The organism is Bradyrhizobium huanghuaihaiense, from assembly GCF_007830635.1.
GTDB lineage: Bacteria > Pseudomonadota > Alphaproteobacteria > Rhizobiales > Xanthobacteraceae > Bradyrhizobium > Bradyrhizobium huanghuaihaiense.
The window spans coordinates 46,002-70,929 of record NZ_VLLA01000004.1; the positions used below are offsets into that span (position 1 = coordinate 46,002).

The 24,928-nt window shown below is 66.2% G+C and carries 22 protein-coding genes; 14 read left to right on the forward strand and 8 right to left on the reverse strand.

Translation table 11 applies throughout. From position 1 onward, the window contains the following. The first annotated feature begins 253 nt into the window (after positions 1-253). The 4 genes from IQ16_RS10715 to IQ16_RS10730 all read left to right on the forward strand — a co-directional run bounded on the left by IQ16_RS10715 (position 254) and on the right by IQ16_RS10730 (position 3,917). Positions 254-784: a hypothetical protein gene (locus IQ16_RS10715; RefSeq protein WP_018643737.1), complete on the forward strand. Its 531-nt coding sequence runs from the start codon at positions 254-256 to the stop codon at positions 782-784. A gap of 100 nt (positions 785-884) precedes the next feature. Further along, positions 885-1,577 (forward strand): response regulator transcription factor, encoded by a 693-nt coding sequence (locus IQ16_RS10720; protein ID WP_018643736.1) that lies wholly within the window; start codon positions 885-887, stop codon positions 1,575-1,577. Continuing rightward, entirely contained in the window at positions 1,564-2,646 is a 1,083-nt protein-coding gene (locus IQ16_RS10725; protein WP_018643735.1) for a sensor histidine kinase, read from the forward strand. The genes IQ16_RS10720 and IQ16_RS10725 overlap by 14 nt, the downstream gene beginning before the upstream one ends. 29 nt (positions 2,647-2,675) lie before the next feature. Then, the gene (locus IQ16_RS10730) at positions 2,676-3,917 is read left to right on the forward strand and encodes an amidohydrolase family protein (protein WP_035666633.1); all 1,242 of its coding nucleotides are present in this window, start codon (positions 2,676-2,678) and stop codon (positions 3,915-3,917) included. Positions 3,918-3,927: 10 nt separating this feature from the next. On the opposite strand, the gene IQ16_RS10735 is transcribed toward IQ16_RS10730, so the two are convergent. Beyond that, on the reverse strand, positions 3,928-4,299 hold the full coding sequence (locus tag IQ16_RS10735; protein ID WP_018643733.1) for a response regulator transcription factor: 372 nt from the start codon (positions 4,297-4,299) through the stop codon (positions 3,928-3,930). Further along, positions 4,296-5,162 carry a S1C family serine protease gene (locus tag IQ16_RS10740; protein ID WP_018643732.1) on the reverse strand — a complete coding sequence of 289 codons (867 nt, stop codon included), beginning with the start codon at positions 5,160-5,162 and terminating at the stop codon, positions 4,296-4,298. Before IQ16_RS10740 ends, IQ16_RS10735 begins: the two co-directional genes overlap by 4 nt. A 192-nt stretch (positions 5,163-5,354) precedes the next feature. Between IQ16_RS10740 and IQ16_RS10745 the strand changes: the two genes are divergently transcribed. The 3 genes from IQ16_RS10745 (at position 5,355) to IQ16_RS10760 (ending at position 9,883) form a co-directional block, all read left to right on the forward strand. Further along, a complete protein-coding gene (locus IQ16_RS10745) occupies positions 5,355-6,320 on the forward strand; it encodes a VOC family protein (RefSeq protein ID WP_018643731.1) in 966 nt (321 codons plus the stop codon). A 56-nt stretch (positions 6,321-6,376) separates the two neighbouring features. Then, positions 6,377-7,252, forward strand: a complete 876-nt coding sequence (locus tag IQ16_RS10750) for a dihydrodipicolinate synthase family protein (RefSeq protein ID WP_018643730.1) — start codon at positions 6,377-6,379, stop codon at positions 7,250-7,252. Positions 7,253-7,561: 309 nt separating this feature from the next. Next, on the forward strand, positions 7,562-9,883 hold the full coding sequence (locus tag IQ16_RS10760; protein WP_026312098.1) for a xanthine dehydrogenase family protein molybdopterin-binding subunit: 2,322 nt from the start codon (positions 7,562-7,564) through the stop codon (positions 9,881-9,883). A 173-nt stretch (positions 9,884-10,056) separates the two neighbouring features. On the opposite strand, the gene IQ16_RS10765 is transcribed toward IQ16_RS10760, so the two are convergent. Genes IQ16_RS10765 through IQ16_RS10775 form a run of 3 tightly spaced genes read right to left on the reverse strand, consistent with a single transcriptional unit; the run spans position 10,057 to position 13,268 of the window. Beyond that, positions 10,057-11,253: an acyl-CoA dehydrogenase family protein gene (locus IQ16_RS10765; RefSeq protein ID WP_018643729.1), complete on the reverse strand. Its 1,197-nt coding sequence runs from the start codon at positions 11,251-11,253 to the stop codon at positions 10,057-10,059. Positions 11,254-11,268: 15 nt separating this feature from the next. After that, the gene (locus IQ16_RS10770; protein WP_018643728.1) at positions 11,269-12,408 is read right to left on the reverse strand and encodes an acyl-CoA dehydrogenase family protein; all 1,140 of its coding nucleotides are present in this window, start codon (positions 12,406-12,408) and stop codon (positions 11,269-11,271) included. A 5-nt stretch (positions 12,409-12,413) separates the two neighbouring features. Beyond that, the gene (locus IQ16_RS10775) at positions 12,414-13,268 is read right to left on the reverse strand and encodes an enoyl-CoA hydratase (RefSeq protein WP_018643727.1); all 855 of its coding nucleotides are present in this window, start codon (positions 13,266-13,268) and stop codon (positions 12,414-12,416) included. Positions 13,269-13,444: 176 nt separating this feature from the next. Between IQ16_RS10775 and IQ16_RS10780 the strand changes: the two genes are divergently transcribed. The 6 genes from IQ16_RS10780 to IQ16_RS45560 all read left to right on the forward strand — a co-directional run bounded on the left by IQ16_RS10780 (position 13,445) and on the right by IQ16_RS45560 (position 18,820). Next, positions 13,445-14,047 (forward strand): LemA family protein, encoded by a 603-nt coding sequence (locus tag IQ16_RS10780; RefSeq protein ID WP_018643726.1) that lies wholly within the window; start codon positions 13,445-13,447, stop codon positions 14,045-14,047. A gap of 131 nt (positions 14,048-14,178) precedes the next feature. Further along, positions 14,179-15,078 (forward strand): TPM domain-containing protein, encoded by a 900-nt coding sequence (locus IQ16_RS10790; protein WP_018643725.1) that lies wholly within the window; start codon positions 14,179-14,181, stop codon positions 15,076-15,078. Positions 15,079-15,083: 5 nt separating this feature from the next. Then, on the forward strand, positions 15,084-15,581 hold the full coding sequence (locus IQ16_RS10795; RefSeq protein ID WP_018643724.1) for a TPM domain-containing protein: 498 nt from the start codon (positions 15,084-15,086) through the stop codon (positions 15,579-15,581). A 400-nt stretch (positions 15,582-15,981) separates the two neighbouring features. Then, complete coding sequence (locus IQ16_RS10800; protein ID WP_018643723.1) at positions 15,982-16,986, forward strand: hypothetical protein; 1,005 nt, start codon at positions 15,982-15,984, stop codon at positions 16,984-16,986. Between the two features lie 93 nt (positions 16,987-17,079). Next, entirely contained in the window at positions 17,080-18,627 is a 1,548-nt protein-coding gene (locus IQ16_RS10805; RefSeq protein ID WP_018643722.1) for a hypothetical protein, read from the forward strand. A gap of 28 nt (positions 18,628-18,655) precedes the next feature. Then, entirely contained in the window at positions 18,656-18,820 is a 165-nt protein-coding gene (locus IQ16_RS45560; protein ID WP_018643721.1) for a hypothetical protein, read from the forward strand. Between the two features lie 50 nt (positions 18,821-18,870). On the opposite strand, the gene IQ16_RS10810 is transcribed toward IQ16_RS45560, so the two are convergent. The 3 genes from IQ16_RS10810 to putA all read right to left on the reverse strand — a co-directional run bounded on the left by IQ16_RS10810 (position 18,871) and on the right by putA (position 24,332). Continuing rightward, complete coding sequence (locus tag IQ16_RS10810; protein ID WP_018643720.1) at positions 18,871-19,518, reverse strand: glutathione S-transferase family protein; 648 nt, start codon at positions 19,516-19,518, stop codon at positions 18,871-18,873. A 342-nt stretch (positions 19,519-19,860) separates the two neighbouring features. Then, positions 19,861-21,066, reverse strand: a complete 1,206-nt coding sequence (locus IQ16_RS10815; RefSeq protein ID WP_018643719.1) for a CaiB/BaiF CoA transferase family protein — start codon at positions 21,064-21,066, stop codon at positions 19,861-19,863. A gap of 266 nt (positions 21,067-21,332) precedes the next feature. Beyond that, positions 21,333-24,332, reverse strand: a complete 3,000-nt coding sequence (putA, locus tag IQ16_RS10820; protein WP_018643718.1) for a bifunctional proline dehydrogenase/L-glutamate gamma-semialdehyde dehydrogenase PutA — start codon at positions 24,330-24,332, stop codon at positions 21,333-21,335. A gap of 114 nt (positions 24,333-24,446) precedes the next feature. Here putA and IQ16_RS10825 point away from each other — a divergent pair, with 114 nt between their 5' ends. Then, positions 24,447-24,908, forward strand: coding sequence for an Lrp/AsnC ligand binding domain-containing protein (locus IQ16_RS10825; RefSeq protein WP_018643717.1), 462 nt, complete (start codon positions 24,447-24,449; stop codon positions 24,906-24,908). Positions 24,909-24,928: the final 20 nt, after the last annotated feature.

Genomic DNA, 24,928 nt, shown 5'->3' on the forward strand with positions numbered 1-24,928 from the left:
GAGCCAACGGGTCCGCGCAAAGCGCGGCCCGATGACAGGCTCCGCGAAGCAATCCAGACTGCCGCCGCGGAAACAGTCTGGATTGCTTCGTCGCAAGGGCTCCTCGCAATGACGAGGAGAGAGTGGAGCTCCGCTTCCCTAACTTCCGCGTCAGAATCTGGCGCGTTTGTAAGTTGAAGCTGCCTGTCCCTTCCTCTCATCTGATCCTTCTGACGCGGCAGAAATATCGCCGCGCAGCACGGAGGATGCTTCGATGGACAACAGGCTTCTCAAAGGCCTCACTGCGGTGACGGTCGCCGCAGTGATGGCGCTCGGTTCACCAGTGCTCGCCCGTGGCGGCATGGGTGGTGGAGGTCACGGCGGCTTCGGCGGTGGTGGCCATGGCGGCTTTGGCGGCGGTGGCCACTTCGGTGGTGGTGGCATGCATGTCGGTGGTGGCGGCATGGGTGGCGGGGGCATGCGATTTGGCGGGATGGGCGGCGCCCATTTCGGTGGCGCCCGCTTCGTCGGTTCGCCGATGGCCGCGCGCGCCGCCATCGGACCCCGCTTTGGCGGAGCTCCGCTGGCGACCCGCGCCGCGTTTGGACCGCGGTTTGCCGGCACGGGCTGGCACGGCAGGCCCTTCATCGGCCGCCATGCCTTCTTCCACCGTCATCACTTCCGCCGGTTCGCCTTCGTCGGCGCGCCGTTCATCTATGCCAACTACTACGACGACGGCTGCTGGCGCAGGAGCTGGACGCCGTATGGATGGCAGTGGGTCAATGTGTGCGGAGACTATTGGTAGTCGCATCGCCGTACCGCACCATTGTCGCGATCGCCATCGGGCAGTTCCGCTCAGCCCCGGAACGGGATAGTCTGGTGGCGATCGTCGCGCGGAGTTTCGCATGACCGGAGGTCACCGCCGCATCCTGGTCGTCGAGGACGATCCGGAAACCGCAGGCCAGCTCGTCGAGGAGCTGACGACCTCTGGCTATGACGTCGATCTCGCCGCCACCGGGCGCGAGGCCCTCAGCCACGGCGTCGCGCGCGACTATGCCGTGATCACCATCGACCGCATGCTGCCCGACATCGACGGCATCACCGTGATGCGCCAGTTGCGCGACGATGGCATTGCCGCGCCCTTCCTGATCATCTCCGCGCTCGGCGAGGTCGACGACCGCGTCCGGGGCTTGCGCGCCGGCGGCGACGACTATCTGGTCAAGCCGTTCTCCTTCGTCGAGCTGCTGGCGCGGCTGGAGGCCCTCGGCCGCCGCAGCGACACCATCGCCAAGGAGACGCTGCTGCGCGTTGGCGACCTCGCCATCGACCTGATCGCACGCAGCGCCAGCCGCCGCGGCCGCAAGATTCCGCTGCTGCCGCGGGAATTCCAGCTGCTCGAATATCTCGTCCGCAACGAGGGCCGCGTCGTCTCCCGCGCGATGCTGCTCCAGCACGTCTGGGACCTGCATTTCGATCCTTCCACCAACATCATCGACGTCTATGTCGGCCGCGTCCGCCGCAAGGTCGATGATGCCCAGGCCTATCCGCTGATCCATACCATCCGCGGCATCGGATATTGCCTCCGTGCTCCTGGCTAAGACGCTCCGCTCCTCGACCTTCCGTCTGGCGCTGATGGCGATCGCGGCGTTCGGGCTGATCGTCGCGGCGATCATGGCCTACGTCTATGTCGGAACGCTCGCCTACGTGGAGCGCCGTCTCGGAGCTGCCGTCGATCACGACGGCTTCACCGGCATGATCGAGCTTGCGATGGTCGCGGTCGCCGTGCTGCTCCTCGTCCTCGCCGGCCTTGCGGCGGTGCTGGTGACGCGCCGCACGGTGGGCCGGATCGAGGAGATCAACGCGACCAGCCGTGCCATCATGCTGTCGGGCCTCGACCGGCGCATCCCGTTGCGCGGCAGTCACGACGAGTGGGACCGCGTCGCCGAAAACCTCAACCAGATGCTGGACCGCATCGAGACGCTGATGGGCGAGGTCAAGCAGGTCAGCGACAACGTCGCCCACGATTTGCGCACGCCGCTGACGCGCATGCGCGGCCGGCTCGAGAAGGCCTATCATACGCCGCGCAACAGCGAGGCCGACGCGGCGCTGATCGGCGACACCATCGCCGATCTCGATGCCGTGCTCGGCATGTTCGCATCCATCACGCGGATCTCGGAGATCGAGACTCGCGCGCGCCGGAGCGCCTTTCGTGCGTTGAACCTGACCGAGATCGCAGGCGAGGTCGTCGAGCTCTACGACGCCGCCGCCGAACAGGTCGCAACCCGCCTCAGTCTCGACGGCGACCGCGAAGTGCCGATCACGGGCGACCGCGACCTGCTGTTCGACGCCGTCGCCAATCTCGTCGACAACGCCATCAAGCACGGGCGCAAGGGTGGGCAGGTGACGGTGACCTGCCGCAATGCAGATGGCGGCGCGGCGATCGCGATCGCCGACGACGGACCGGGCATTCCCACCGAGGCTCGCGATCACGTCTTCAAGCGCTTCTACCGGCTCGAGCAGAGCCGCTACACGCCGGGCAACGGCCTCGGTCTCAGCCTCGTCGCCGCCGTCGTGCGCCTTCATGGCGCCGAGATTGCACTGCATGAGAATGCGCCGGGCCTGACCGTCCGGCTCCGGTTTCCGCATACCGGCACCCAACTTGCATGATCGCCCTGGTATCGAGTGGAAGTCCTGCAATGTCCCGCCTGCCAGACCTCGTCATCACCAACGCCCGCACGCGCAGCCGCGAGATCGTGGACATAGGGATCATCGATGGCGTGATCACCGCAATCGGCAGCCGGCTGCAGACCGGCGCCCAATCCTTCGTCGATGCCAGAGGCGGTCTGGTCACGCCCGCGTTCGTCAATCCGCATCTGCATCTCTGCAAGGTCTGGACCCTGCCGATGATGTCCGAGGCGGAGCTCGCGGCCTATCAGGGCGGCGGCATGAGCGAGGCGGCAAAGGCGGTCGAGCTCGCCGCGGTGGTGAAGAACAACTATGACGCGTCCTGGATCGTCCCGAACGCGCGGCGTGCGGTGGCGCTCGCCGCGCTCCACGGCAATCTCCACATTCGCGCCTTCGCCGATGTCGACACCAAGGCCCGGCTCGAGGGCATCAAGGCACTGCTTGCCATTCGCGAGGAATTTCGCGGCATCGTCGATATCCAGGTCGTGGCGTTCCCGCAGGACGGCCTGTTTCGCGAGCCGGGCGCGGACGACCTGATGCGCAAGGCGATGACGCTCGGGGCCGATATCGTCGGCGGCATTCCTTGGATCGAGGCCGATGAAGAGGACCGGCGCCGCCACATCGATTTCTGCTTCGACCTCGCGGCCCAGCACGGGGCCGACGTCTCGATGCTGCTGGATGACGTCGGTGACGCCAATATGCGCACGCTCGACATGATGGCGCGCGCGGTGATCGCTCGGGGCGTCGAGGGCCGGGCGCTCGCGCATCACTGCCGGGCGATGGCCCTCTATCCCGACAATTATTTCCGTGAATTGATGGCGCTGCTCGGAGAGGCCCGCGTCAGCGTCGTGAGCAATCCCCACAACGGGCCGCTGCATGCGCGCGTGAAGGACCTGCTGGCCGCCGACATCAATGTCTGCCTCGGCCAGGACGATATCTCCGACGCCTACTATCCGCTCGGCCGCAACAACATGCTGGAAGTGGCGTTCCTCGCCTCGCATCTGCTCTGGATGACCGGGAAGGGCGAGTTCGAGACGCTCTACGACATGATCACCACGCGCGCAGCCACGGCGATGAATCTGGAACGCTACGGCCTCGGGCTCGGCTGCGCGGCCAATCTGGTCGTGCTCGATCAGGGCGACGTCACCGAGGCGCTGCGTTTCCACAGCCCCCCGCGCGTCGTCATCAGCCACGGCCGCGTCGTCGACACCGACCGCATGTGCGCGCTGGCGCAGATGGCCGTCGGCGATTGATCCATGCCGCTCAGAGCTCGATCACGCCGCGGCGTGCCGCATGCGCGACAGCATCGGTGCGGCCGGTGGCGTCCAGCTTGTCGAGCAGCGAGCCGACGTGGAATTTCACGGTATGCACGGAGATGCCGAGCTGACGCGCGATCATCTTGTTGGACGAGCCCTCGGCCATCAGCGCCAGCACGTCGAGCTCGCGCTGCGTCAGCGCGATGTCCTCAGGCATGCTGCGCGGATCGCGGGCGACGACCGTCGCCGCGGCCTGCTCACCGGGCCCGGCGAGGCGAATCCCGCTGACATTGTCGAGCAGCGCCGTCAGGCGATCGGCCAGCGCAGGATCGTCGATCTCCAGCGCGAGCACGATCTCGGCCGTCTTGTCCGCGCTCACGCCTCCGGCCTCTCGCCGACAGTGACCTTGAAGCTGACCGGCTCGCCGCCGCGGCGCACCGCGACATCGACCACGGCGCCGACGCTGGCAGGACCGAGCGTCCGCGACAGCGCGCGCACGCCTGACAGTTTCTGGTCGTTGACCGCCACGATCACGTCGCCCTGGCGGATGCCGGCCGCGGCCGAAGGTCCGGCCTTGTCGACATTCATCACCATCGCGCCGATGCCGTCGTCGAGCCGCACCGGCTGGAGCCCGAGCCCGAGATATCCGCGGGCGATGCGGCCGCGCGTCTCGAGCTGCGGAGCGATACGCTCGATCGTCGCGGTCGGAATGACGAGTACTCGCCGCGGCCCGAGCACGGCCATGCCGAAGGCGTCGCCCGATGCGTCGAGCGCCAGGCCGCCCTGCTGGCTTTCGCGCAGACGGACGTCGAGCTCGATCCGGGCATCGATGTCGCCGCCGCGCAGGGAGCGCCAGCTCTTGCCGGACGCCGAGACCATCCCGAGCGCCGCGCTCGGCGTCTCGCGATGGGTGGCGACCACGATCGACAAGGCACCGAGCGGTGGGACTGTGGTGGCCAGCTTCACAGGCGCAACGGCGATGTCGGCGCGCAGCAATGCGATGTCGGTCGTGTGGTCGCGGCCGACAATCGTGGCGGCGACCCGGCTGCCGTCGGCGAGGCCGATCTCGACCTCGCCCTCGTCGGCCAGTGCCTCGTCGGCGGTGATGATGAGGCCGCTCTTCCAGACGAAGCCGGTCGAGCGGGAGCGGTGCGAATGCACGGAGACGACGGACGGCGCGATGCGCGCCACCACGTCCGAGAGCGCGGACGACAGTGAGGACGGGGGGCTGGAATCGGTCATGGCGGGCTCCTGTAAGTTGTCCTCAATCTGGGATGCCGCGGGCGATTGCGAAACTGGCCGGGTGGCCAGGAAAGAGGCAGGCCTCCGTAGGACCACGGCCGACGAACATGTGATTGGGAGCGCCTCACGGGAACGTGTAGCAATCCCGAAATTGCGCCCTATGGCCTCAAGGATTTCAGCGAGCCCCGACTGATGACCATCGATCTCACCCGCCGCACCCTGCTTCACCTCGCCGGTGCCACCTCGCTTGCGATGGCGGCCGCAACCGCGGCGCGTGCCGAGGGCAACCCGCAGGGCGGCGGCCCGACCTATGCCAGCCGCACGCCGATGCGGGTCGGCATGGTGACGCTCCGGGTCAAGAATCTCGATACGGTTGCCGACTACTACCGCGACGTGATCGGGCTCACCGTGATGGAACGCTCGGCGGCGGGCGCGAAGCTCGGCACTGGCGGCATCACGCTGCTGGTGCTGGAAGCCCGTCCCGATGCTGCGATTGAATCGCGCAGCGCCGCCGGCCTCTACCACACCGCCTTCCTGATGCCGACCCGTAAGGACCTCGCGCGCTGGCTGGTCCACGCCGCCTCGCACCGCGTGAAGCTGTCGGGCTTTGCCGATCACCTCGTCAGCGAGTCCGTCTATCTCGACGACCCCGAAGGCAACGGCATCGAGGTCTATGCCGATCGCGATCCCTCGCAATGGCAGTGGAGCGAGGGCAGCGTGAAGATGGCGACGGACGAGCTCAACATTCCCGACTTGCTGTCGCTGACCAACACACGCGTTCCTGATTACGCCAGGGCGCCGGACGGTATGCGCGTCGGCCATATGCATCTGCGCGTCGGCGATCTCGCCGAGGCCGAGCGCTTCTATCACGGCACGGTCGGCCTCGACCCGACCCGCAAGCGCAATGGCGCGGCGTTCCTGTCGTCGGGTCGCTACCACCATCACCTCGGCATGAATGTCTGGCAGAGCCAGGGCGCCGGCCAGCGCGACGATTCCACGACTGGTCTCGCCTGGTTCTCGCTGGTGATGGCGAAGCAGGAGCTGCTCGCCGCTCAGGAAGACCGCCTGCGCAAGAGCGGCGTGAAGGTCACGGCGCTTGCGGATGGCGTTGAGGCGATCGATCCCTGGGGCACGCGGGTACGCTTGCTCAAGGTTTGATCGCCGGGACGGGCATTGCTAAGACCTCAGGGGTGCCAGCTTCCGGAGCCCCCGACATGTCCGAATTCCACGGCGTCTTTCCCTACCTCGTCTCCCCCGTCGATGCCGACGGCACGGTTCGGACGAACGTGCTCGCGAAGCTCTGCGACGACCTGATCGCTGCCGGCGTGCACGGACTGACGCCGCTCGGTTCGACCGGCGAGTTCGCCTATCTCAATGCCGCGCAGCGGAGCGCGATCGTGCAGACCACGATCGAAGCCGCAAAGGGCCGCGTGCCGGTCGTGGCCGGCGTCGCCTCCACCTCGACTGCGGATGCGGTGGCGCAGGCACGGGCCTATCAGAAGCTCGGCGCCGACGGCATCCTGGCGATCCTGGAAGCCTATTTCCCGCTCGCCGATGCCCAGGTCGAATCCTACTTCCGCGCGATCGCGGATGCCGTGGACATTCCCCTCGTCATCTACACCAATCCGCAATTCCAGCGCTCCGATCTGACCCTCGACGTGATCGCGCGGCTCGCGGAGCATCCGCGCATCGGCTACATCAAGGACGCCTCGACCAACACCGGCCGGCTGCTCTCGATCATGAACCGCTGCGGCGATGGCTTGCGGGTGTTCTCGGCCTCCGCCCATATCCCTGCGGCGGTCATGCTGATCGGCGGCCTCGGCTGGATGGCCGGGCCGGCCTGCATCATCCCGCGCCAGAGCGTTAAGCTCTACGACCTCTGCAAGGCCGGCCGCTGGGACGAGGCCATGGCGCTCCAGCGTCGGCTGTGGCGTATCAATGAGGCCTTTGCCCGCTTCAACCTCGCGGCCTGCATCAAGGCCGGCCTTGCAATCCAGGGCTACGACGTCGGCGATCCCGTCCCGCCGCAAGCCGCGCTGAACGCTGATGCGCGCAAGGTGGTGGAGGCCGCGCTGAGGGAGTTGGGCTGAGCCGTCATTCCGGGGCGATGCGCAGCATCGAACCCGGAATCTCGAGATTCCGGGTTCGTCCTTCGGACGCCCCGGAATGACAATCCTCAGTGCCGTAGGGTGGGCAAAGCGAAGCGTGCCCACCATTCTGATCGCGTCCGTTGAGCGATGGTGGGCACGGCGCAAGCGCGCCTTTGCCCACCCTACGAAGTCGCAGGGACGGCATGCCGAAATCGTGGATATCCCGCCCAAAACCGCGGCTGGCATGCCCCTGATCGATCCGCTAAAAGGCTGCCCGCAGTTTCGAAAAGACCCTGAGGATCCCACGGAATGAACATTCTTCCCGGCAATTTGCGTTTCGGAGCGGGCCAGCCCGTCAAGCGTTTGGAAGACCAGCGGCTGCTGACCGGGAAGGGGCAATTCATCGACGACAAGCCGGAAGACGGCGCGCTCTGGTTGTACGTGCTGCGTTCGCCGCATGCGCATGCGAAGATCGTCTCGATCGACACCAGCGCGGCGGTCGCGATGCCTGGCGTCGCCGCGGTCTACACCGGTGCCGACCTCGTCAAGGACGACATCGGCGTCATCCCGACCTTGAGCATCTTCAAGCGCCCCGACGGCAAGCCGATGACGGTGCCGCCGCGCCGGCTGCTCGCCCATGAGATCGTGCGCTACGCCGGCGAAGCGGTGGCGGCGGTGGTGGCCGCCTCGCGCACCGAAGCGCAGAGCGCGGCCGAGGCAATCGTGGTCGAATATGACGTGCAGCCCGCAGTGGTGGATCCGGTGGAAGCCGTAAAGCCCGGCGCGCCCGTGGTGTGGCCCGAGGCGCCCGACAACATCGTCGGCGCGATGGCTTACGGCGATGCCGCCAAGGTCGACGAGGCCTTTGCCAAGGCTGCGCATACGGTCGAGCTCGATCTCGTCAGCCAGCGCCTGGTGCCTTCCGCGATGGAGCCGCGCTCGACCATCGCCGAGATCGACAAGAAGACCGGCCGTCTCCTGCTGCACGTGCAGTCGCAGACGCCGGCCTCGACCCGCGACGTGCTGGCGGAAGCCGTGCTGAAGCGTCCCAAGGACAGCGTCCGCGTGCTGGTCGGCGACATCGGCGGTGGCTTTGGCCAGAAGACCAACCTCTATCCCGAGGACGGCATCGTCGCCTACGCCGCGACCAAGCTGAACAAGAAGATCCGCTGGCGCGGCGACCGCACCGACGAGTTCGTCGGCGGCACCCATGGCCGCGATCTCACCTCGACGGCGTCGTTCGCGCTCGACGAGAGGGGCAAGGTGCTGGCCTATCGCGTCAAGTCGATCGGCTGCACCGGTGCGTACTCCTCAGGCGCGGCCAACATCATTCCGCTGGTGCTCGGGCCGTTCGTGCAGACCGGCGTCTACGATCTGCCGCTGGTGCATTTCGAGGTGCAATCGGTGATGACCCACACCGCGCCTGTCGGCGCCTATCGCGGCGCCGGCCGTCCCGAAGCGGTCTTCATCGTCGAGCGCCTGTTCGACGCCGCCGCGCGAAAGATCGGCATGGATCCGCGCGCGATCCGGAAAGCCAACTACATCAAGCCGGCGCAGCTGCCCTACACCAATGCGGCCGGCCAGGTCTACGATTCCGGCGCCTTCGCGCACATGCTCGACCGTGCCGTCAAGCTCGCCGACTGGGACGGCTTTGCCGCGCGCAAGAAGGCCGCCAAGAAGAAGGGCATGCTCTACGGCCGCGGGCTCACCTCCTACATCGAATGGACCGGTGGCCGCGCCCACACCGAGAAGGTCAGCCTGCACGCGACCTCGCAAGGGCGCGTGGTGCTGCATTCCGGCACCATGGCGATGGGGCAGGGGCTGCAGACCACCTACACCCAGATGATTTCCGACTCGCTCGGCATTCCCCTCGACAAGATCGACGTGGTCCAGGGCGACACCGATCTCGCGATGGGTTTTGGCAGCGTCGGCTCGCGCTCGCTGTTCGTCGGCGGCACGGCGGTCGCGGTCTCCTCCAGCGACCTGATCCAGAAGGCACGCGAGAAGGCGGCCAACGTGCTGGAGACCTCGGTCGAGGACATCGAATATCAGGGCGGCATGCTCACCGTGGTCGGCACCGATCGCCGCATCAGCCTGTTCGATCTCGCCGAGAAGGAAAGCGGCGCCAAGCTCACCGTCGATTCGGAAGGCGAGGTGGATGGACCGAGCTGGCCGAACGGCACGCATATCTGCGAGGTCGAGATCGACCCCGAGACCGGCGTGTCCAAGGTCGTGCGCTACACCACCGTCGACGACGTCGGCGTCGCGGTCAACCCGATGCTGGTCACCGGCCAGATCCACGGGGGCGTCGCGCAAGGTATCGGCCAGGCGCTCTATGAGGGCGTCTCCTACGATCCGGACGGCCAGCTCCTCACCGCCAGCTACCAGGATTACTGCATCCCGCGCGCCGATGACGTGCCGCCGATCGTGGTGACGCTCGACGACACCGCGCCCTGCCGCACCAATCCGCTCGGCGCCAAGGGCTGCGGCGAATCCGGCGCCATCGGCGGCCCTCCCTGCGTCACCAACGGTGTGATGGACGCGCTCGCCGAGCTCGGCATCACCCAGCTGAATACGCCGCTGACGCCGCAGAAGATCTGGCAGGCGATCAGGGATGCGAAGGTGGGTTAGGGGCTTAGCTGAAGCCTCAAATTCGGTGTCGTCCCGGCGCAGGCCGGGACCCATAACCACCGAATCCAGTTTGGCGAAGATTGGTCATGACCATCTCGCGCCACACTCCTCCCTGGGAGTATGGGTCCCGGCCTGCGCCGGGACGACGGCGGAGAATGAGGCGACTGCTGGGGCTAAATCCCCAGCATCATCTTCGCGATGATGTCGCGCTGGATCTCCGAGGTGCCGCCGAAGATCGTGTACGCCCGGCCGTTGAGATATTCCGGCACCACCGTCAGCGTGTCCTCCGGGATCGCCGGCTCGTGGTTGAGCCTGTAGAGCGGGCGCATCGGCTCGACGGCGAGGGCGTCGTAGCCGATCACGTCGACGCCGAGGCGCGTCACGGCCTGGCGGATCTCGCTGTTGCGCAGCTTCAGGATCGACGACACCGCGCCGGGATTCTGTCCGGTCTGCAGCGCCGAGAGCACGCGCAGCTCCGTCATCTCCAGCGCGTCGATGTCGACCTCGACTTCGGAGATGCGCGTTGCGATGTCAGGGCTGTCGATCGCGCGCCCGGTCAAATCGGATGCAGCAAGATCCGCGATCGCCTTCAGCCCCTCGCGCAGCTTCGCCGAGGCAATGCCGGAGCCGCGCTCGAACTCCAGCAGATATTTGCCGTAGGTCCAGCCTTTGCCTTCCTCGCCGACGCGGTTGGCCACCGGCACGCGCACGTCGTCGAAGAACACCTGGTTGACCTCGTGGTCGCCGCCGATGGTGAGGATCGGCCGCGTCGTGATACCCGGCGTCTTCATGTCGATCAGGATGAAGCTGATGCCGTCCTGTTGCCGCGGCCCGTCGCTGGTGCGCACCAGCGCGAACATGCGGTTGGCGTGGTGGGCATGCGTGGTCCATATTTTTGTGCCGTTGATGATGTAGTCGTCGCCGTCGCGCACCGCGCGCGTCTTCAGCGAGGAGAGGTCGGAGCCGGAGCCCGGCTCTGAGTAGCCCTGGCACCAATAGTCTTCACCTGAAAGAATTCGCGGCAGGTAAAAATTCTTCTGCTCAGGGCTGCCGAAGCCGATGATGACCGGCCCGACCATCTTCACGCCCATCACGTTGACATTCGGCACGCCCGCGCGCGCGGATTCGGTCTCAAAAATCCAGCGCTGTGCCGGCGTCCAGTCCGGGCCGCCATATTCGACCGGCCAGCCCGGCGCGCCCCAGCCCTGCCTGTGCAGCGCGCGCTGCCAGGCCATGCCGATATCAGGATCAGAGAACACCGATGGCGTCAGCGCGGTCGCACGCTTCATCTCGTCGGTGAGATTTTTGGCGATGAAGCCGCGCACCTCGCTCTGGAAGGCGCGCTCCTCGGCATTGAAAGAGAGATCCATGATGCGCTCCCCTTGTCAGGCCGTACGGCCGAGCTGCGCGTGGCGGGCATAGTGATGGGCGCTGCCGCCGAACAGCGTGTCGAAGGCGACGAGGCGCTTGAAATAGGCGCCGACCTCGAGCTCCTCGGTGACGCCCATGCCGCCGTGAAGCTGGATCGACTGTTCGCCGACGAAGCGCGCGCATCTGCCGATCTTGGCCTTCGCACCGGAGGCGGCGCGCGCGCGTTCGACCGGCGGGCTATCTGCCTTCAACGCAGCCCGCAGCGCCATCGAGCGCGCCTCGTCGACCTGCATCGCCATGTCGGCGAGGCGATGGCGGATGACCTGGTTGGCCGAGAGCGGTCGGCCGAATTGCTTGCGGATCTTGGTGTATTCGAGCGTGATGTCCAGCAGCGTCTGCATGATGCCGACGGCTTCCGCGCCTAATGCGGCCATGGCGCGGTGGACCGCCCATTCGATCGCGGGCAGCGCATCGCTGCCGTCGCCGAGCAAGGCGTCTTCAGGCAGATGCACGTCTGATAGTTCGATGTTGCAGGCGTGCCCGCCGCCGAGACGAGGATAGTCGCTGATGATAAGGCCAGGTTCCGTCGCCGGGACCAGGAACAGACCGATCCGCCCCGACGGGCCGCGATGATCATGGAGATGCGCGGAGACGATGATCTCATCGGCGGCGTGCCCGTCGAGCACGGTGATCTTGTTTCCGGCAAGGCGCCAGCCTTGCTCCGTTTTGTTCGCGGTGGTCGCGACCTTGGCGAGATCGAACCGCGCCGCGCGTTCGGAATGCGCAAAGGCGAGCTTCAGTGAGCCGTCGGCGACCTTGGGCAGGATTCCCTGTTTCTGGGCTGCACTGCCGCATCGCTCGATGAGCGCCGCGCCCAGCACGACCGTTGCCACATAGGGCTCCGACACCAGCCCGCGGCCGAAGGCTTCCATCAAGATGCCGATCTCGACCGCGCCGGCGCCGAGCCCGCCGAACTCTTCGGGAATCGGCAGCGCCAACCAGCCGAGCTCGGCAAACTGCTTCCAAACTGCAGGGCTGTAACCAAGCGGATCACTCGCCATCTTGCGGCGATGGTCCGCATCGTAGCTTTCGGCCACGAAGCGGTCCGCGCTCTCGCGCAGCAGCCGCTGCTCGTCACTGAGGTTCAGGTCCATCGCATCTACTCCGCGGCCGCCGGCGGCTTGCGCACGGAGGGATGCAGGCCGGATGGATCGACGATCATGCCGAACTCCTGGAGATTGTGGGCGTGACAGAGCTGATGCAGCGCAAAGGCCTGGTCGATCGCGGCGGGCTGGCCCATCACGTCGACCGAGCGGTTCACGGCTTCCTTGGTCAGCTTCAGCGCGAAGGACGGTTTTGATGCGATCCGGCGCGCCAGCTCCAGCACGCGCGCCGACAATTCCGCACGCGGTACGACCTGATTGACCATGCCGAGCTGGTGCGCCTCCTCGGCACTCCAGCTGTCGGCGGTGAACAAAAACTCCTTGGCCTTGCGCGCACCCAGCTCCCAGGGATGCACGAACCATTCGACGCCGCAGACACCCATGGTGACGACGGGATCGCAAAACTGCGCATCGTCGCTGGCGACGATGAGGTCACAGGCCCAGGCCAGCATCAAGCCGCCCGCGATGCACTTGCCGTGCACCTCGGCAATCGTCGGTTTGGCCAGGTTCCGCCAGCGCCGTGTGATCTGGAGATATATTTCCTGCTCGCGCGCGAAGCGGCCATGTGCGTTCGGTTCAGCGAAGCCGCCCCAATTTCCGATCGGCGGGAAATCGACGCCGGCGGCGTTCTTGCCGCCGGGACGCAGATCGTGGCCGGACGAGAAGTGCGGGCCGCTGCCGGCGAGAATGATGACCTTGACCGCATCGTCCTGCACCGCCGCATCGAAGGCGGCGTTGAGCTCGTAGGTCATCTGCAGGTTCTGTGCGTTGCGCGCCTCGGGCCGGTTCATCACGACCCGCGTGATCGCCGGCTCCGGCCGCTCCACGAGGATGGTCTCGAACGAGCTCATCGCGTTCCCCTTGGCGTTCCCTGGCGTTGATGTTCTTGTTGTGCCCGAGTTGACAATGTCGGCCAGGGATAGGCAAGGGGCTTGCGTCAGTCGGCTGCTTTCCGCGTCTCCAAGAGGTCTGGCGTCTCGCGCGCTCAATCTGGTAGTTTGCACGAGATTCCACCGGGAGAAATTTAATGCGCAAGATCCTCACCGTGCTGGCGGCGCTGGCTTCGCTGAGCCTGACCAATTGCGGCTACAACGCGATCCAGAGCGAGGACGAGCAGATCAAGGCCAACTGGTCCGAGGTCGTGAACCAGTATCAGCGCCGCGCCGATCTCGTGCCCAACCTCGTCAACTCGGTGAAGGGCTTTGCCCAGCAGGAGAAGGACGTGCTGCTTGGGGTCACCAATGCCCGCGCCAAGGTCGGCAGCATCCAGGCGACGCCGGAGGTGCTGAACGACCCCGCTGCCTTTCAGAAATTCCAGGCCGCCCAAAGCGAGCTCTCCAGCGCGCTGTCGCGCCTGCTGGTCGTCACCGAGAATTATCCGCAGCTGAAGTCGGACGCCCTGTTCAAGGATCTGATGTCCCAGCTGGAGGGCACCGAGAACCGCATCACGGTGGCGCGCAACCGCTACATCAAGGCGGTGCAGGACTACAACGTCACCATCCGCTCGTTCCCGACCAACCTCACCGCGGTGACGTTCGGCTACAAGGAGAAGCCGAACTTCTCGGTCGAGAACGAGAAGGAGATCTCGACTGCGCCGAAGGTGGATTTCAACCCGGCGCCGTCGAAGTAGCCGCGTTCGCACAGATGCGCGCCACGCCCACCACTGTCATTCCCCGCGAAAGCGGGGAATCCAGTACGCCGCGGCTTCTCCATAGTCCGCCGGCGTCTCTGGAATACTGGATCGCCCGGTCAAGCCGGGCGATGACCCTGAGTGTGTGGTGGCGTGCAGCCATTCTCGTAGCGTTCCTGCTGTCGCTCGCGCTCCCCGCCTCCGCCGACGTCGCCGTTCCCCAGCTCACCGGCCGCGTGGTCGACCAGACCGGCACGCTCTCCAGCGGCGACATCGCCGCGCTCTCCCAAAAGCTGCGCGATTTCGAGACGCGCAAGGGCAGCCAGGTCGCCGTCCTGATCGTGCCGACCACGCAGCCGGAGACGATCGAGCAGTACTCGATCCGCGTCGCGGAGGCCTGGAAGCTCGGCCGCAAGAAGATCGACGACGGCGCGATCCTCATCGTCGCCAAGAACGACCGTCACCTGCGCATCGAGGTCGGCTACGGCCTCGAAGGCGCGCTGACCGACGTCACCTCGCGGCGCATCATCGACGAGATCATCACACCGAAATTCAGGACCGGCGATTTTGGCGGCGGCATCTCGGACGGTGTCGATCGCATGATCAAGGTGATCGACGGCGAGCCATTGCCGGTTCCTTCGCCCACCGTGAACTTCGGCAGCCTGGACGATCTCGCGCCGCTCTTCATCGTGACGCTGTTCGCCTCCATCGGCGTAGGCGGGGCCTTCCGCGCAATGCTGGGGCGGCTGCTCGGATCGGTCGTAACCGGAGGCATCATCGCCGCGCTGACCTGGATCATTCTCGGGTCTTTCGCACTTGCCCTCGCGCTCGGTGGTCTCGGCTTCATCATCGGATTCGTCGCTGATCTGTTTTCGGCGATCACGCCGGGCACAGGCCGCTCGCGCGGCGGCTCCTGGTCGAGCGGCTCCTCGTCCGGCGGCTGGAGCGGCGGTTCGTCGTCAAGTGACAGCGGCAGCTTCAGCGGCGGTGGCGGCAGCTTTGGTGGCGGCGGCGCCTCGGGGAGCTGGTAGCGGTCATGAGCATCAAGCGCATTGCCAGACACCTGGTGCAGCATCATTGGCGGGCAAAGCAGATCTTCCCGCAGGCCGCGCTCGACCGCATCCAACAGGCCATCCGGCAGGGCGAGACCACCCATTCCGGCCAGGTCCGCTTCGTGGTCGAAGGCGCGCTCGACGGCCGCCCCCTGTTCCGCAACCAGCCGGCACGCGAGCGCGCGCTCGACCTGTTCTCGCATTTGCGCATCTGGGACACCGCACACAACAACGGTGTCCTGATCTATCTCCTGCTCGCCGACCGCGACGTCGAGATCATCGCCGACCGCGGCGTCGACGCGAAGGTGGGCGCGGCGGGGTGGGAGACCATCTGCCGCGCGATGGAGACGGAGTTCAGGTCCGGCCAGTTCGAGCGCGGCGTGATCAGCGGCATCGCGGCGGTGTCGCGCGAGCTGGCACGGCATTTCCCGCCGCAAGGCCCGCATGCGAACGAGCTGCCGGATGCACCGGTGGTGATGTGACGGTGAGTGATGTGGACGGAGCGGGCGCCACTCACTCCGTCATTGCGAGGGGCCCTTGCGACGAAGCAATCCAGACCGTCTCCGCGGAAAGACTCTGGATTGCTTCGCTGCGCTCGCAATGACGATGTGGAAGCTGCGGGGCCGACCCTCTCGCCGACACTCCGAGGTACGAGCGGAGCGGCCCTCAAAGGGCGCCCAGCGTCCATTCCGCCGCCGTTCATCTTGCCGCGCTTACAAATTGTTTCACGCCCGCCACACCGGTTCCACGTTCCCGGCCCAATTCAGCCCCGGATGAGTTCCTAAAATTTCGGTAAGCGGGTCCGAAGGTAAGGATTTCGCAAGCAATGAAAGTTACCAAAAGGTCAATCCAGACTGGAGTATTTGAGCCGTGAGCGAACCAATGGCTGAGCAGGCTGCCCAGGATTCCGGTGCTGTCGACGCCGCAGCGCCGCAGGCCGTCGAGGCTGCCGCCAGTATCGACGCCCCCTCGATCGCCCCCGACCACGAAGCGCCGCCCAAGCCCGATCAGGTGAAGGCAGACGCCCCGAAGGTTGAGCCACCGCGGATCGAGGTGCCGAAATTGGAAGCCAAGAGCGAGGTCAAGACCGAGGTCAAGGCTGAATCCAAGCCCGAACCGAAGCTCGGCAAGCTCATCGTCATGCCGCCCGCCGACCGCGCCTGGGAGCGCGAGGAGTTCGCCCCGCATGTGAAGGCGGACGAGCCGCGTGAGACCGGCAGCAAGCGTCGCCTCTCGGCCATGGCCGCCGTGGTGGCGATCGCGGCCAGCGTCGGTGCGATCAGCGGCGCGCTGGCAACGGCCGGCATGATGCATTTTGCCGCCCCGGCCGCCCCGGCCGCCGCGCCGGTGCAGGTCGCCGACACCAGCGCGCTGGATGCGTCCGTCGCGCGGATCGATGCCGACCTCGTCGCGCTCAAGGCGAATGTCGAGCACAGCTCCAAGACCGGCCTCACCCAGTTCAACCGCGCCAATGACCGTCTCGACAAGCTCGAGAAGGCGCAGGCCGAGCCGATGGCGAAGCTCGCAAAGCTGTCCGAGACCGTCGACAAGCTCCGGGCCACGCCGCCTGCCGCTCCCGCGCAGGCCGCTGCCGTGGCGCCCAAGGAGACCACCGGCTCGATCGCGCCGGCCCAGGTTGCGACCGCGGCTGCCGCTTCGGCGCCCGTTCCCGCCGCGCCCAAGACCGAGGTCGGCCGCCTGCCGACGCTCGAAGGCTGGAGGCTGCGCGACGTCGCCAATGGCGGCGCGCTGATCGAAGGCCGCGACGGCCTCTATGAGGTCTATGCCGGCGACCCCATCCCCGGAGTCGGCCGCGTCGACGCGATCCGCCGCCAGGACGGCCGCTGGGTGGTCGTTACCAGCAAGGGCCTGATCGTCGCGCGCTGAGCGTTCGATATTCGACTTTCGAAGAGGCGCTTCACCACCATGTGAAGCGCCTTTTTGCTTGAATAGGCGCGCTCGCGCGGTGTTACTTGAGGCATGAGCCGCGCCTTGAGAATTCTCGTTGCTGTCGTCGTGTTGTTCGGCGGCGTCACGTCGCCGTCGGCGGCTGAGAACGCACAGCTCACGCGCGGAACCGCGATCACCGATCCCGACCTGCTGCGCAAGCTCGACCAGGACGACCAGCTGACGATCTCGCGCCTGTTATGGCCGGAGCGCAACGCGAACTTTCCGCTGACGACGGATCTGCTGTTCGCCTGGCTGCCGCAGCTCAAGGATATTCCGCCCGCGATCGATGCGGAGTTCGACCGCTACATCGCGCGGCAGAAAGTCGCCTTTCCAAGCGAGACCATCGGCGTCGGCGAAGGCGTTGACGTGCAGCTGTTCGATCGGGCCGTGCTGAAATCTCCGAACACGCGTTTCGTGCTGGCCGGCATCGTCAACCGCATGGACCGCGCCTATGTGGCGGAGGAGTCCTGCGGCGAGATCCGCTTGATCTACCGGCTGGCGCGTTTCGATGCCGGGCCTGATGGCGCCAAGACGGCGACGCGGCTGCCGATGACGTTCAATCTGGTGCTGAAGGCCCGTGACGCGCGCCAAACAGATGCGAGCGGCAAGCCGGTCAGCTGCGCCGAGGTCGCGCGGCGCTGGCTCGACAATGGCGACTGGCAGGGGCTGATCGGCGGCCGCTTCTATCCTCACGACGCGATGGTCGACCGCATCGAGACCAACATCCAGATCTCGATCGCGCCGAAATCGGCACTGCACGATTTCCGCTCCGACTATCTGCTCAAGGTCTTCAAGTACAACGCCACGACGAAGACGTTCGAGGAATCGACGCTGGAGAACCAGATCGACCGCGACCGGATCATTGCCGACAACGATCTCCGGCGCGATTTCAAGTCCTGGCTGCTCGCGCCGGAAAATCTCCGCGAGTTCGATCGCGGCACAGTGCTGATCCCCGAGAAGTTCCTGGCCAAGGCCGCGGTCGTGCCGACGCCGACCGGCCTCGATGCTTCGCCGTTGCAGCCGGAGTTCGGCATGATGCAAGGGGAAGGAAAAGGGGAGGGCAAGGACAATCCGGTCTTCACCGACGACGACGTGGTCGGCGCGCTGAAGCAGGCGGCCGCGCGCGGTGACTTGCAGAACATCCGCTCGGTCGCGGGCTTCCAGCGCCGCCTCAACGATGTCACCTGCGCCGGCTGCCACCAGACCCGAGGGATCGGCGGCTTCCATTTCCCGGGCGTCGACTGGCTCGCCGACAAGCCGTCCAATTCCACCATCGTGCCGGCCTCGCCGCATTTTATCGGCGACCAGGTGCGCCGCCGCGACATCCTGACCGCGTTCGCCGCGGGCAAACGCCCTGATTTCTCACGCGGATTTGCCAGCCGGCCGCAGAGCCGCGGCAGCGCGGAGCTGGCCGGCACCGAATATCAGGACGGCTGGGGCGCGCATTGTTCCTTGCAAGATGCGGGATCGGGAAGGCGGGACGAGAGTTTTACGTCATGGAGCTGTGCTACAGGCTTGACCTGTCAGGCTGCCGCGGCCTCGCGCCGCATCGGCATGTGCTTCATCAAGACGCGTTAGGCCGCCTCCAACCTGGTTTGGATGACCCATGACGGACACGAGCGAAGCCAACAAGATGCGCAATCGCGAGATCGCGCGCAACGAGGAAGCCAAGCAGATCACCGGCAGCGTGCGCGTCAGCATCTGGGCGGTCGCGGTGGTCGTCATCATCGGCGGCATTCTGTTCACACTCGGCTGGCTGGCGTTGAGGTAGTTTTCTCTTTGCCTCTCCCCGCGTGCGGAGAGAGGGGAAAGAGAGAGCCCTCACTTCGCGTAATTCGTCATCCGCTTTCCCGGCAGCAGCTCATAGGCCGGCTTCCAGCCGGGTAGCGCGGCCATGCGGCCGAGCCAGGCGTGGATCGCGGGATGGCTCGTGGCGAAGTCGAAGCCGTGCTCGTCGCTGGGATAGTGCAGGTACGCCATCATCGAGATATCGGCGACCGTTGGCTTCGTACCGATCGCAAAGGCATTGTGCTGGAGATGTCCGTCGAGAATGCCGAGGAAATCATCGAGCCGCCTGCGAAAATGCTTCAGCACCTGCGGATCGTTCTTCTCGGTGAAGGCGCGCATGAAGCGATAGGTCGCCATGTAGCCGGTGAGCTTGTGGTTGTCCCAGAACAGCCAGCGCAGCAGCTCGAACTTTTCCTCCTCCGTATCGGCGCCGAAGCGGCCGTACTGCTCGGCGAGCTTCAAGAGGAGCGGCGCGGTCTGCGTCATCTTCACGCCGTCCACTTCGAGCACGGGAATCTCGCCCATCTCGTTGACGGCCTTGCGCCATTCTGCGGTGCGCGTGACGCCGCCGCCAAAGTCGGTCCACACCGGCTCGAACGTCTCGCCGCAAAGCGTCAGCATCAATGCCAGCTTGTAGCTGTTGCCGGATTCGGGGAAGTAGTGCAGGCGATAACTGGGCATGGGACCTCGCGGTATTGATGTTCTGCCGATTGTTATACCGAGATGGTCCCGCGCCGTCATTGCGAGCGCAGCGAAGCAATCCAGCAATGCATCCGCGGTGAGATTCTGGATTGGCTTCGCTGCGCTCGCAATGACGGGGCTTTGTTGCGCGGTTCGCCTCGCCAACGTCGTCCCGGACAAGCGCAGCGAAGCGGAGCGCAGATCCGGGACCCATAACCACAGGAAGGCGTTTGGCGAAGACTCGGAGTGACCAGTCGCGCGCGATAACCGCCCCTGTGGTTATGGATCCCGGGCTCGCGCTTTGCGCGCCCCGGGACGACAGCGAAGTTTAAGGCGACCGCCTTACCCCACCGCCCCCGAGCCGCGCAGCTGCTTGATCGTCGCCTCGTCGTATCCCGCCGCGCGCAAAATCTCGTCACTGTGCTCGCCGACGGCAGGCGGCTTGCGCGGCTGGACCTTCTTGGCGCCGTCGATCCAGATCGGGCTGGAGATGGTGAGCATGGTGTCGTTCTCGAATGGCACCAGCACCTCGTTGTCGAGCATCTGCTTGTCGTTCGGGATGTCGTCCAGAATGGCGACGACGCCGAACACGAGGCCATTGCCGTCGAGGATTTTTCGCCATTCGGAGAGATCCCTGGTGGCGAAGGTCTCGTCCAATATCTTGATCAGCTCGACCGAGCGAGCGTGACGGTCGGCCTTGGTGGCGAAGCGGGGATCATTGATCAGGTCTTCGCGTCCGAGGCATTTGGCCAGCGTCGGAAACTGCTTCTCCTCGTTCAGCAGCGACAGGATCAGCCAGCGGCCGTCCTTGCACTGGTAGTGGTTGGCGACCGCGTTCAGCGCGCGTTCGCGCGGGCGCCGCTCGCCGAACTTTGCGCCGCAGAGCTTTGCCTGCGCCAGCACGCTCGCCGCCCACAGCCCGTTCGCCATCAGATTGGAGGCGACATGCGAGCCCTTGCCGGTCTTCTCGCGCTGATACAGCGCCGTGACGATGGCGCCGTAGAACGCCATGGCGCAGGGGTGGTCGCCCATGCCGGCGACCGAGCGCGCCGGCGTGGTGTCGATGTCGGCGCGGACGAGGTCCATCAGGCCGGAGCGCGCCCAATAGGCGTTGCTGTCGAAGCCGGGCTTGTTGGCTTCCTCGCCCTTCTCGCCATAGCCGGTGAAGGAGGCGTAGATCAGCCGGTCGTTGAGATGGGCGAGATGGTCATAGGTGATGCCGAGCTTGGTGCGGACAGGCGGCGGCATGTTGGTGATGAAGACGTCGGCCTCCTCCACCAGCTTGTAGAGCACCGCCTGCGCCTCCGGCTTTGCGAGGTCGAGCGCGATGCTCTTCTTGTTGCGGGCCTCGAGCAGCCAGGCGAAATTGTGCTCGCCGGTGGGATAGCCGGGCAGGTTGGGCAGATTGCGGTAGGGGTCGCCAGCGCCGGGCGGCTCGATCTTGATGACGTCGGCGCCGAAATCCGACAGCACGGTCGCGGCCGCGGGCGCTGCGATGAAGCTCGCGCAGTCCAGAACCTTCAGCCCCGCAAAAATGCCTTTTTCCATCGCGGCGTTGCTCCCTCGCTCTTGTTGTTTCCCGCGCGCTGGAATTGGCGCAGGCCAAGTCATGGCAGCATTAGACCGATGTTTCGCCGGGATGCAACGGCGCCGGGCGCAGGGCTCGTTGCGCGACATCCAGCACGTCAGCCAGGGATCTAAAACCATCTCCCGTCACCCTGAGGTGCTCGTCCTGCGGTACACCGCAGGACGAGCACCTCAGGATGACGGAACTGATATTGCGCGTGCTGTGAAGGCGCCTCCAGGAGCGCCCCTCACTCCTCCCCCGCCAGCAGCGCCGCATTGCCGCCCGCTGCCGCGGTGTTGATTGTCACGGTCTGCTCGGTCGCAAAGCGTGCGAGGTAATGCGGGCCGCCGGCCTTGGGGCCGGTTCCGGACAGGCCGTTGCCGCCGAACGGCTGCACGCCGACGACGGCGCCGATCATGTTGCGGTTGACGTAGATGTTGCCGACCTGCACACGGTCGATGATGGCTTCGATGGTGTCGTCGATGCGGGAGTGGACGCCGAGCGTCAGCCCGTAGCCGGTGCGCTCGATCGACTGCAGCACGTGGCCGAGGTTCTCGGCGCGATAACGCACCACGTGCAGGATCGGGCCGAACACCTCCTCGGTGAGCTGACCGGCATCCCTGAGCTCGAAGATGTGCGGGGCGACGAAGCAGCCCTCCGGCGCGGTGCCGGCAAAATGCAGCCGCGCCTCTCGCTTCATCCGCGCGATATGCGCATCGAGCCGCTGCTTGGCCTCAATGTCGATCACCGGACCGACATGGGTTGCGACATCTGCGGGATCGCCGATCTTCAGTTCGCGCGCCGCGCCCGCGATCATCTCGATCATGCGGTCTGCGACGTCCTCCTGCACGAACAGCAGCCGCAGCGCCGAGCAGCGCTGGCCGGCGGAGCGGAACGCTGAGGTCACGACATCGTCGGCGACCTGCTCGGGCAGCGCGGTCGCATCGGCAATCATGGCGTTGATGCCGCCTGTCTCCGCGATCAGCGGCACGATCGGCCCGTCCTTGCCCGCGAGCGTCCGGTTGATGCTGCGCGCGACCTCGGTCGAGCCGGTGAAGACGACGCCGGCGATATCCTGGTGCGCGGTGAGCAGCGCGCCGATGCGGCCGTCCCCGGTGACGAGATGCAGCGCGCTCCTGGGAATGCCGGCCTCGTGCAGCAGGGCGACCGCCTCGCGCGCGATGCGCGGCGTCTGCTCGGCGGGTTTTGCCACGACGCTGTTGCCGGCCATCAGCGCGGCCGTGACCTGACCGAGGAAAATGGCCAGCGGAAAATTCCAGGGCGAGATCGCGACGAACACGCCGCGGCCGCGCAGGCCAAGCGCATTGCTCTCGCCGGTCGGGCCCGGCATAGCGGCATCAACGCCGAACAGCTTGCGGCCCTGCGCGGCATAATAGCGGCAGAAGTCGGCGGCTTCGCGCAGCTCCGACAGCGCGTCGTCGAGTGTCTTGCCACCCTCGGCTTGCAGCAGTGCGATGAAATGCGCGCTGCGGCTCTCCAGGAGATGCGCGGCCTGCTCCAGGGCCGCCGCACGTGTGCCCGCAGGCGTCCGGCTCCAGGCGGCAAAACCGGCGCGGCTTGCTGCGACCGCTGCATTGGCCTGCTCCGGCGCTGCGTCAGCGATCGGTTTGAGATCGATCGCCCCAGCCTTGACCTCCGTCAGCAATTGCTCGAGCGCGGCGCGCGCGCCGAACTCGACGCCGCGCGAATTGCGCCGCTCCGGCGCGAACAGGTTGCCCGGCAACGGAATCCTGGGATGCGCCGCCGCTTGCGGCCGGACGATGGCATCCGCCGGACGCTGCAGCAGCGCCGACATGGGTACGCGATAGTCGGCGGCCTGCGCCACGAAGGATGAGTTCGCGCCGTTCTCCAGCAGCCGCCGCACCAGATAGGCCAGCAGATCGCGATGGCTGCCGACCGGCGCATAGGTGCGGTAGGCGATATCGGGGTGATCCTTGGCGAGCTGCTCGTAGAGCGCTTCGCCCATGCCGTGCAGGCGCTGGAATTCGAAGCCGCCGCTGCCGCCGGCCATCTCCAGCACGGTTGCGACCGTCAGTGCGTTATGGGTGGCGAATTGCGGGAAGATGCGCGGCCGCAAGGCCAAAAGCTTCGTCGCGCAGGCGACGTAATTCAGATCCGTCATCGCCTTGCGCGTGAACACGGGATAGCCGCCGAGCCCGCGCTCCTGCGCGCGCTTGATCTCGGTGTCCCAATAGGCGCCCTTGACCAGCCGCACCATCAGCTTACGGTCATGCGCGCGGGCGAGCGCATCGACATAGTCGATCACCGCGCTGGCACGCTTCTGATAGGCCTGAATCGCGAGCCCGAAACCGTCCCAGCCGGCCAAGGAGGGATCAGCGAGCGTCGCCGCGATCACGTCGAGCGACAGCTCCAGCCGGTCGGCCTCCTCGGCATCGACGGTGAAGTTCAGATCATCCGCCTTGGCGCGCTGCGCGAGGTCCAGCAGCAGCGGCACCAATTCGCGCATCACACGGTCGCGGCTGATCGCCTCGAAGCGAGGATGCAGCGCCGAGAGTTTGACCGAGATGCCGGGCCGGTCGGGCAGGGGATGGGGGCCTGCCGCCTTGCCGATGGTCTCGATGGCGCTGGCATAGGCGTCGAAATAGCGCTTGGCGTCCGCCGCCGTGCGAGCGCCTTCGCCGAGCATGTCGAAGGAATAGCGCGGCTTCTGGCCGGAGCGCGGCTTGCCCCGCTCCAGCGCCTGCTCGATGGTCTCGCCCAGCACGAAATGATTGCCCATCAGCCGCATCGCCTGGCGCGTGGCAGTGCGCACCGCCGGCGCGCCGAGCCGCTTCACCAGCCGGCCGATGGTGCCATCCGGCGTCTCGCCGGGCTGGATCACCCGCGCCGACAGGCCAAGCGCCCAGGCCGAGGCGTTGACCAGGAACGCCGTGGACTTGGTCTCGTGATGGATGAAGTCGCCCTCGCCGAGCTTGTCCTCGATGAACTGGTCGGCGGTGCGTGCATCAGGCACGCGCAGCAGCGCCTCGGCCAGCACCATCAGCGCGAGGCCCTCCTTGGTCGAGAGCGCGAACTCCCGCAGCATGTCCTCGACCCCGCCGAGGCGGTCGTCCCGCTTGCGGATCGCCTCGATCAGCCGCGTCGCGGTGCGGTCGATCCGCGCCTCCTGCGGCGGGGCCAGATGCGAGGCCGGCAGCAGCCGTGCGGCGATCTCGGCATCATCGGGGGCGTAGGGGGCGGTGAAGGGCGGCGGAATGTTCGGCATGGCGTGTCCTGTGGCTCAAATTCAGGATAAGGCCCGCGTTACCGTAGTTCGATAGACAAAATAGCGATTTTGCCTTAGAAAATGAAGTCAGATATCATGTCGACAAGATAAAATATGGAACTGGATCGAATCGACCGGAAGATCCTCTCGATTTTGCAGGAAGACGGGCGGATCGCCAATGTCGAGCTCGCCGAGCGCATCGGCCTGTCGCCGACCTCGATCGGCGAGCGGCTGAAGCGCCTGCAGCGTGAGGGCTTTGTCGAGGGCTACGGCGCGCGGCTCAATCCGCACCGGCTCGGTCTCGGCTTGCTCGTGTTCGTCGAGGTGCTGCTCGACAAGACCACGCCCGACAATTTCGAGCGCTTTGCGCGCGCGGTGAAGCTCGCGCCTGAAGTGCTGGAGTGTCACATGGTTGCCGGCGGCTTCGACTATCTTGTGAAGGCGCGGCTTGCTGACATGACCGCCTATCGACGCTTCCTCGGCGAGACCCTGCTGTCGATGCCGGGCGTGCGCGAGACGCGGACCTACGCGGTGATGGAGGAGATCAAGCGCGACGCACCGTTGCCGGTGGGTTAGCGAAGTGCCGTCGCGATTGT

Bases quoted from the DNA above. Each gene is read 5' to 3' on its own strand.
- IQ16_RS10715 (WP_018643737.1), top strand. From the start codon at position 254: ATGGACAACAGGCTTCTCAAAGGCCTCACTGCGGTGACGGTCGCCGCA.
- IQ16_RS10720 (WP_018643736.1), top strand. From the start codon at position 885: ATGACCGGAGGTCACCGCCGCATCCTGGTCGTCGAGGACGATCCGGAA.
- IQ16_RS10730 (WP_035666633.1), top strand. From the start codon at position 2,676: ATGTCCCGCCTGCCAGACCTCGTCATCACCAACGCCCGCACGCGCAGC.
- IQ16_RS10740 (WP_018643732.1), bottom strand. From the start codon at position 5,162: ATGACCGATTCCAGCCCCCCGTCCTCACTGTCGTCCGCGCTCTCGGAC.
- IQ16_RS10745 (WP_018643731.1), top strand. From the start codon at position 5,355: ATGACCATCGATCTCACCCGCCGCACCCTGCTTCACCTCGCCGGTGCC.
- IQ16_RS10750 (WP_018643730.1), top strand. From the start codon at position 6,377: ATGTCCGAATTCCACGGCGTCTTTCCCTACCTCGTCTCCCCCGTCGAT.
- IQ16_RS10760 (WP_026312098.1), top strand. From the start codon at position 7,562: ATGAACATTCTTCCCGGCAATTTGCGTTTCGGAGCGGGCCAGCCCGTC.
- IQ16_RS10765 (WP_018643729.1), bottom strand. From the start codon at position 11,253: ATGGATCTCTCTTTCAATGCCGAGGAGCGCGCCTTCCAGAGCGAGGTG.
- IQ16_RS10770 (WP_018643728.1), bottom strand. From the start codon at position 12,408: ATGGACCTGAACCTCAGTGACGAGCAGCGGCTGCTGCGCGAGAGCGCG.
- IQ16_RS10775 (WP_018643727.1), bottom strand. From the start codon at position 13,268: ATGAGCTCGTTCGAGACCATCCTCGTGGAGCGGCCGGAGCCGGCGATC.
- IQ16_RS10780 (WP_018643726.1), top strand. From the start codon at position 13,445: ATGCGCAAGATCCTCACCGTGCTGGCGGCGCTGGCTTCGCTGAGCCTG.
- IQ16_RS10790 (WP_018643725.1), top strand. From the start codon at position 14,179: ATGACCCTGAGTGTGTGGTGGCGTGCAGCCATTCTCGTAGCGTTCCTG.
- IQ16_RS10795 (WP_018643724.1), top strand. From the start codon at position 15,084: ATGAGCATCAAGCGCATTGCCAGACACCTGGTGCAGCATCATTGGCGG.
- IQ16_RS10800 (WP_018643723.1), top strand. From the start codon at position 15,982: ATGGCTGAGCAGGCTGCCCAGGATTCCGGTGCTGTCGACGCCGCAGCG.
- IQ16_RS10805 (WP_018643722.1), top strand. From the start codon at position 17,080: ATGAGCCGCGCCTTGAGAATTCTCGTTGCTGTCGTCGTGTTGTTCGGC.
- IQ16_RS45560 (WP_018643721.1), top strand. From the start codon at position 18,656: ATGACGGACACGAGCGAAGCCAACAAGATGCGCAATCGCGAGATCGCG.
- IQ16_RS10810 (WP_018643720.1), bottom strand. From the start codon at position 19,518: ATGCCCAGTTATCGCCTGCACTACTTCCCCGAATCCGGCAACAGCTAC.
- IQ16_RS10815 (WP_018643719.1), bottom strand. From the start codon at position 21,066: ATGGAAAAAGGCATTTTTGCGGGGCTGAAGGTTCTGGACTGCGCGAGC.
- putA (WP_018643718.1), bottom strand. From the start codon at position 24,332: ATGCCGAACATTCCGCCGCCCTTCACCGCCCCCTACGCCCCCGATGAT.
- IQ16_RS10825 (WP_018643717.1), top strand. From the start codon at position 24,447: ATGGAACTGGATCGAATCGACCGGAAGATCCTCTCGATTTTGCAGGAA.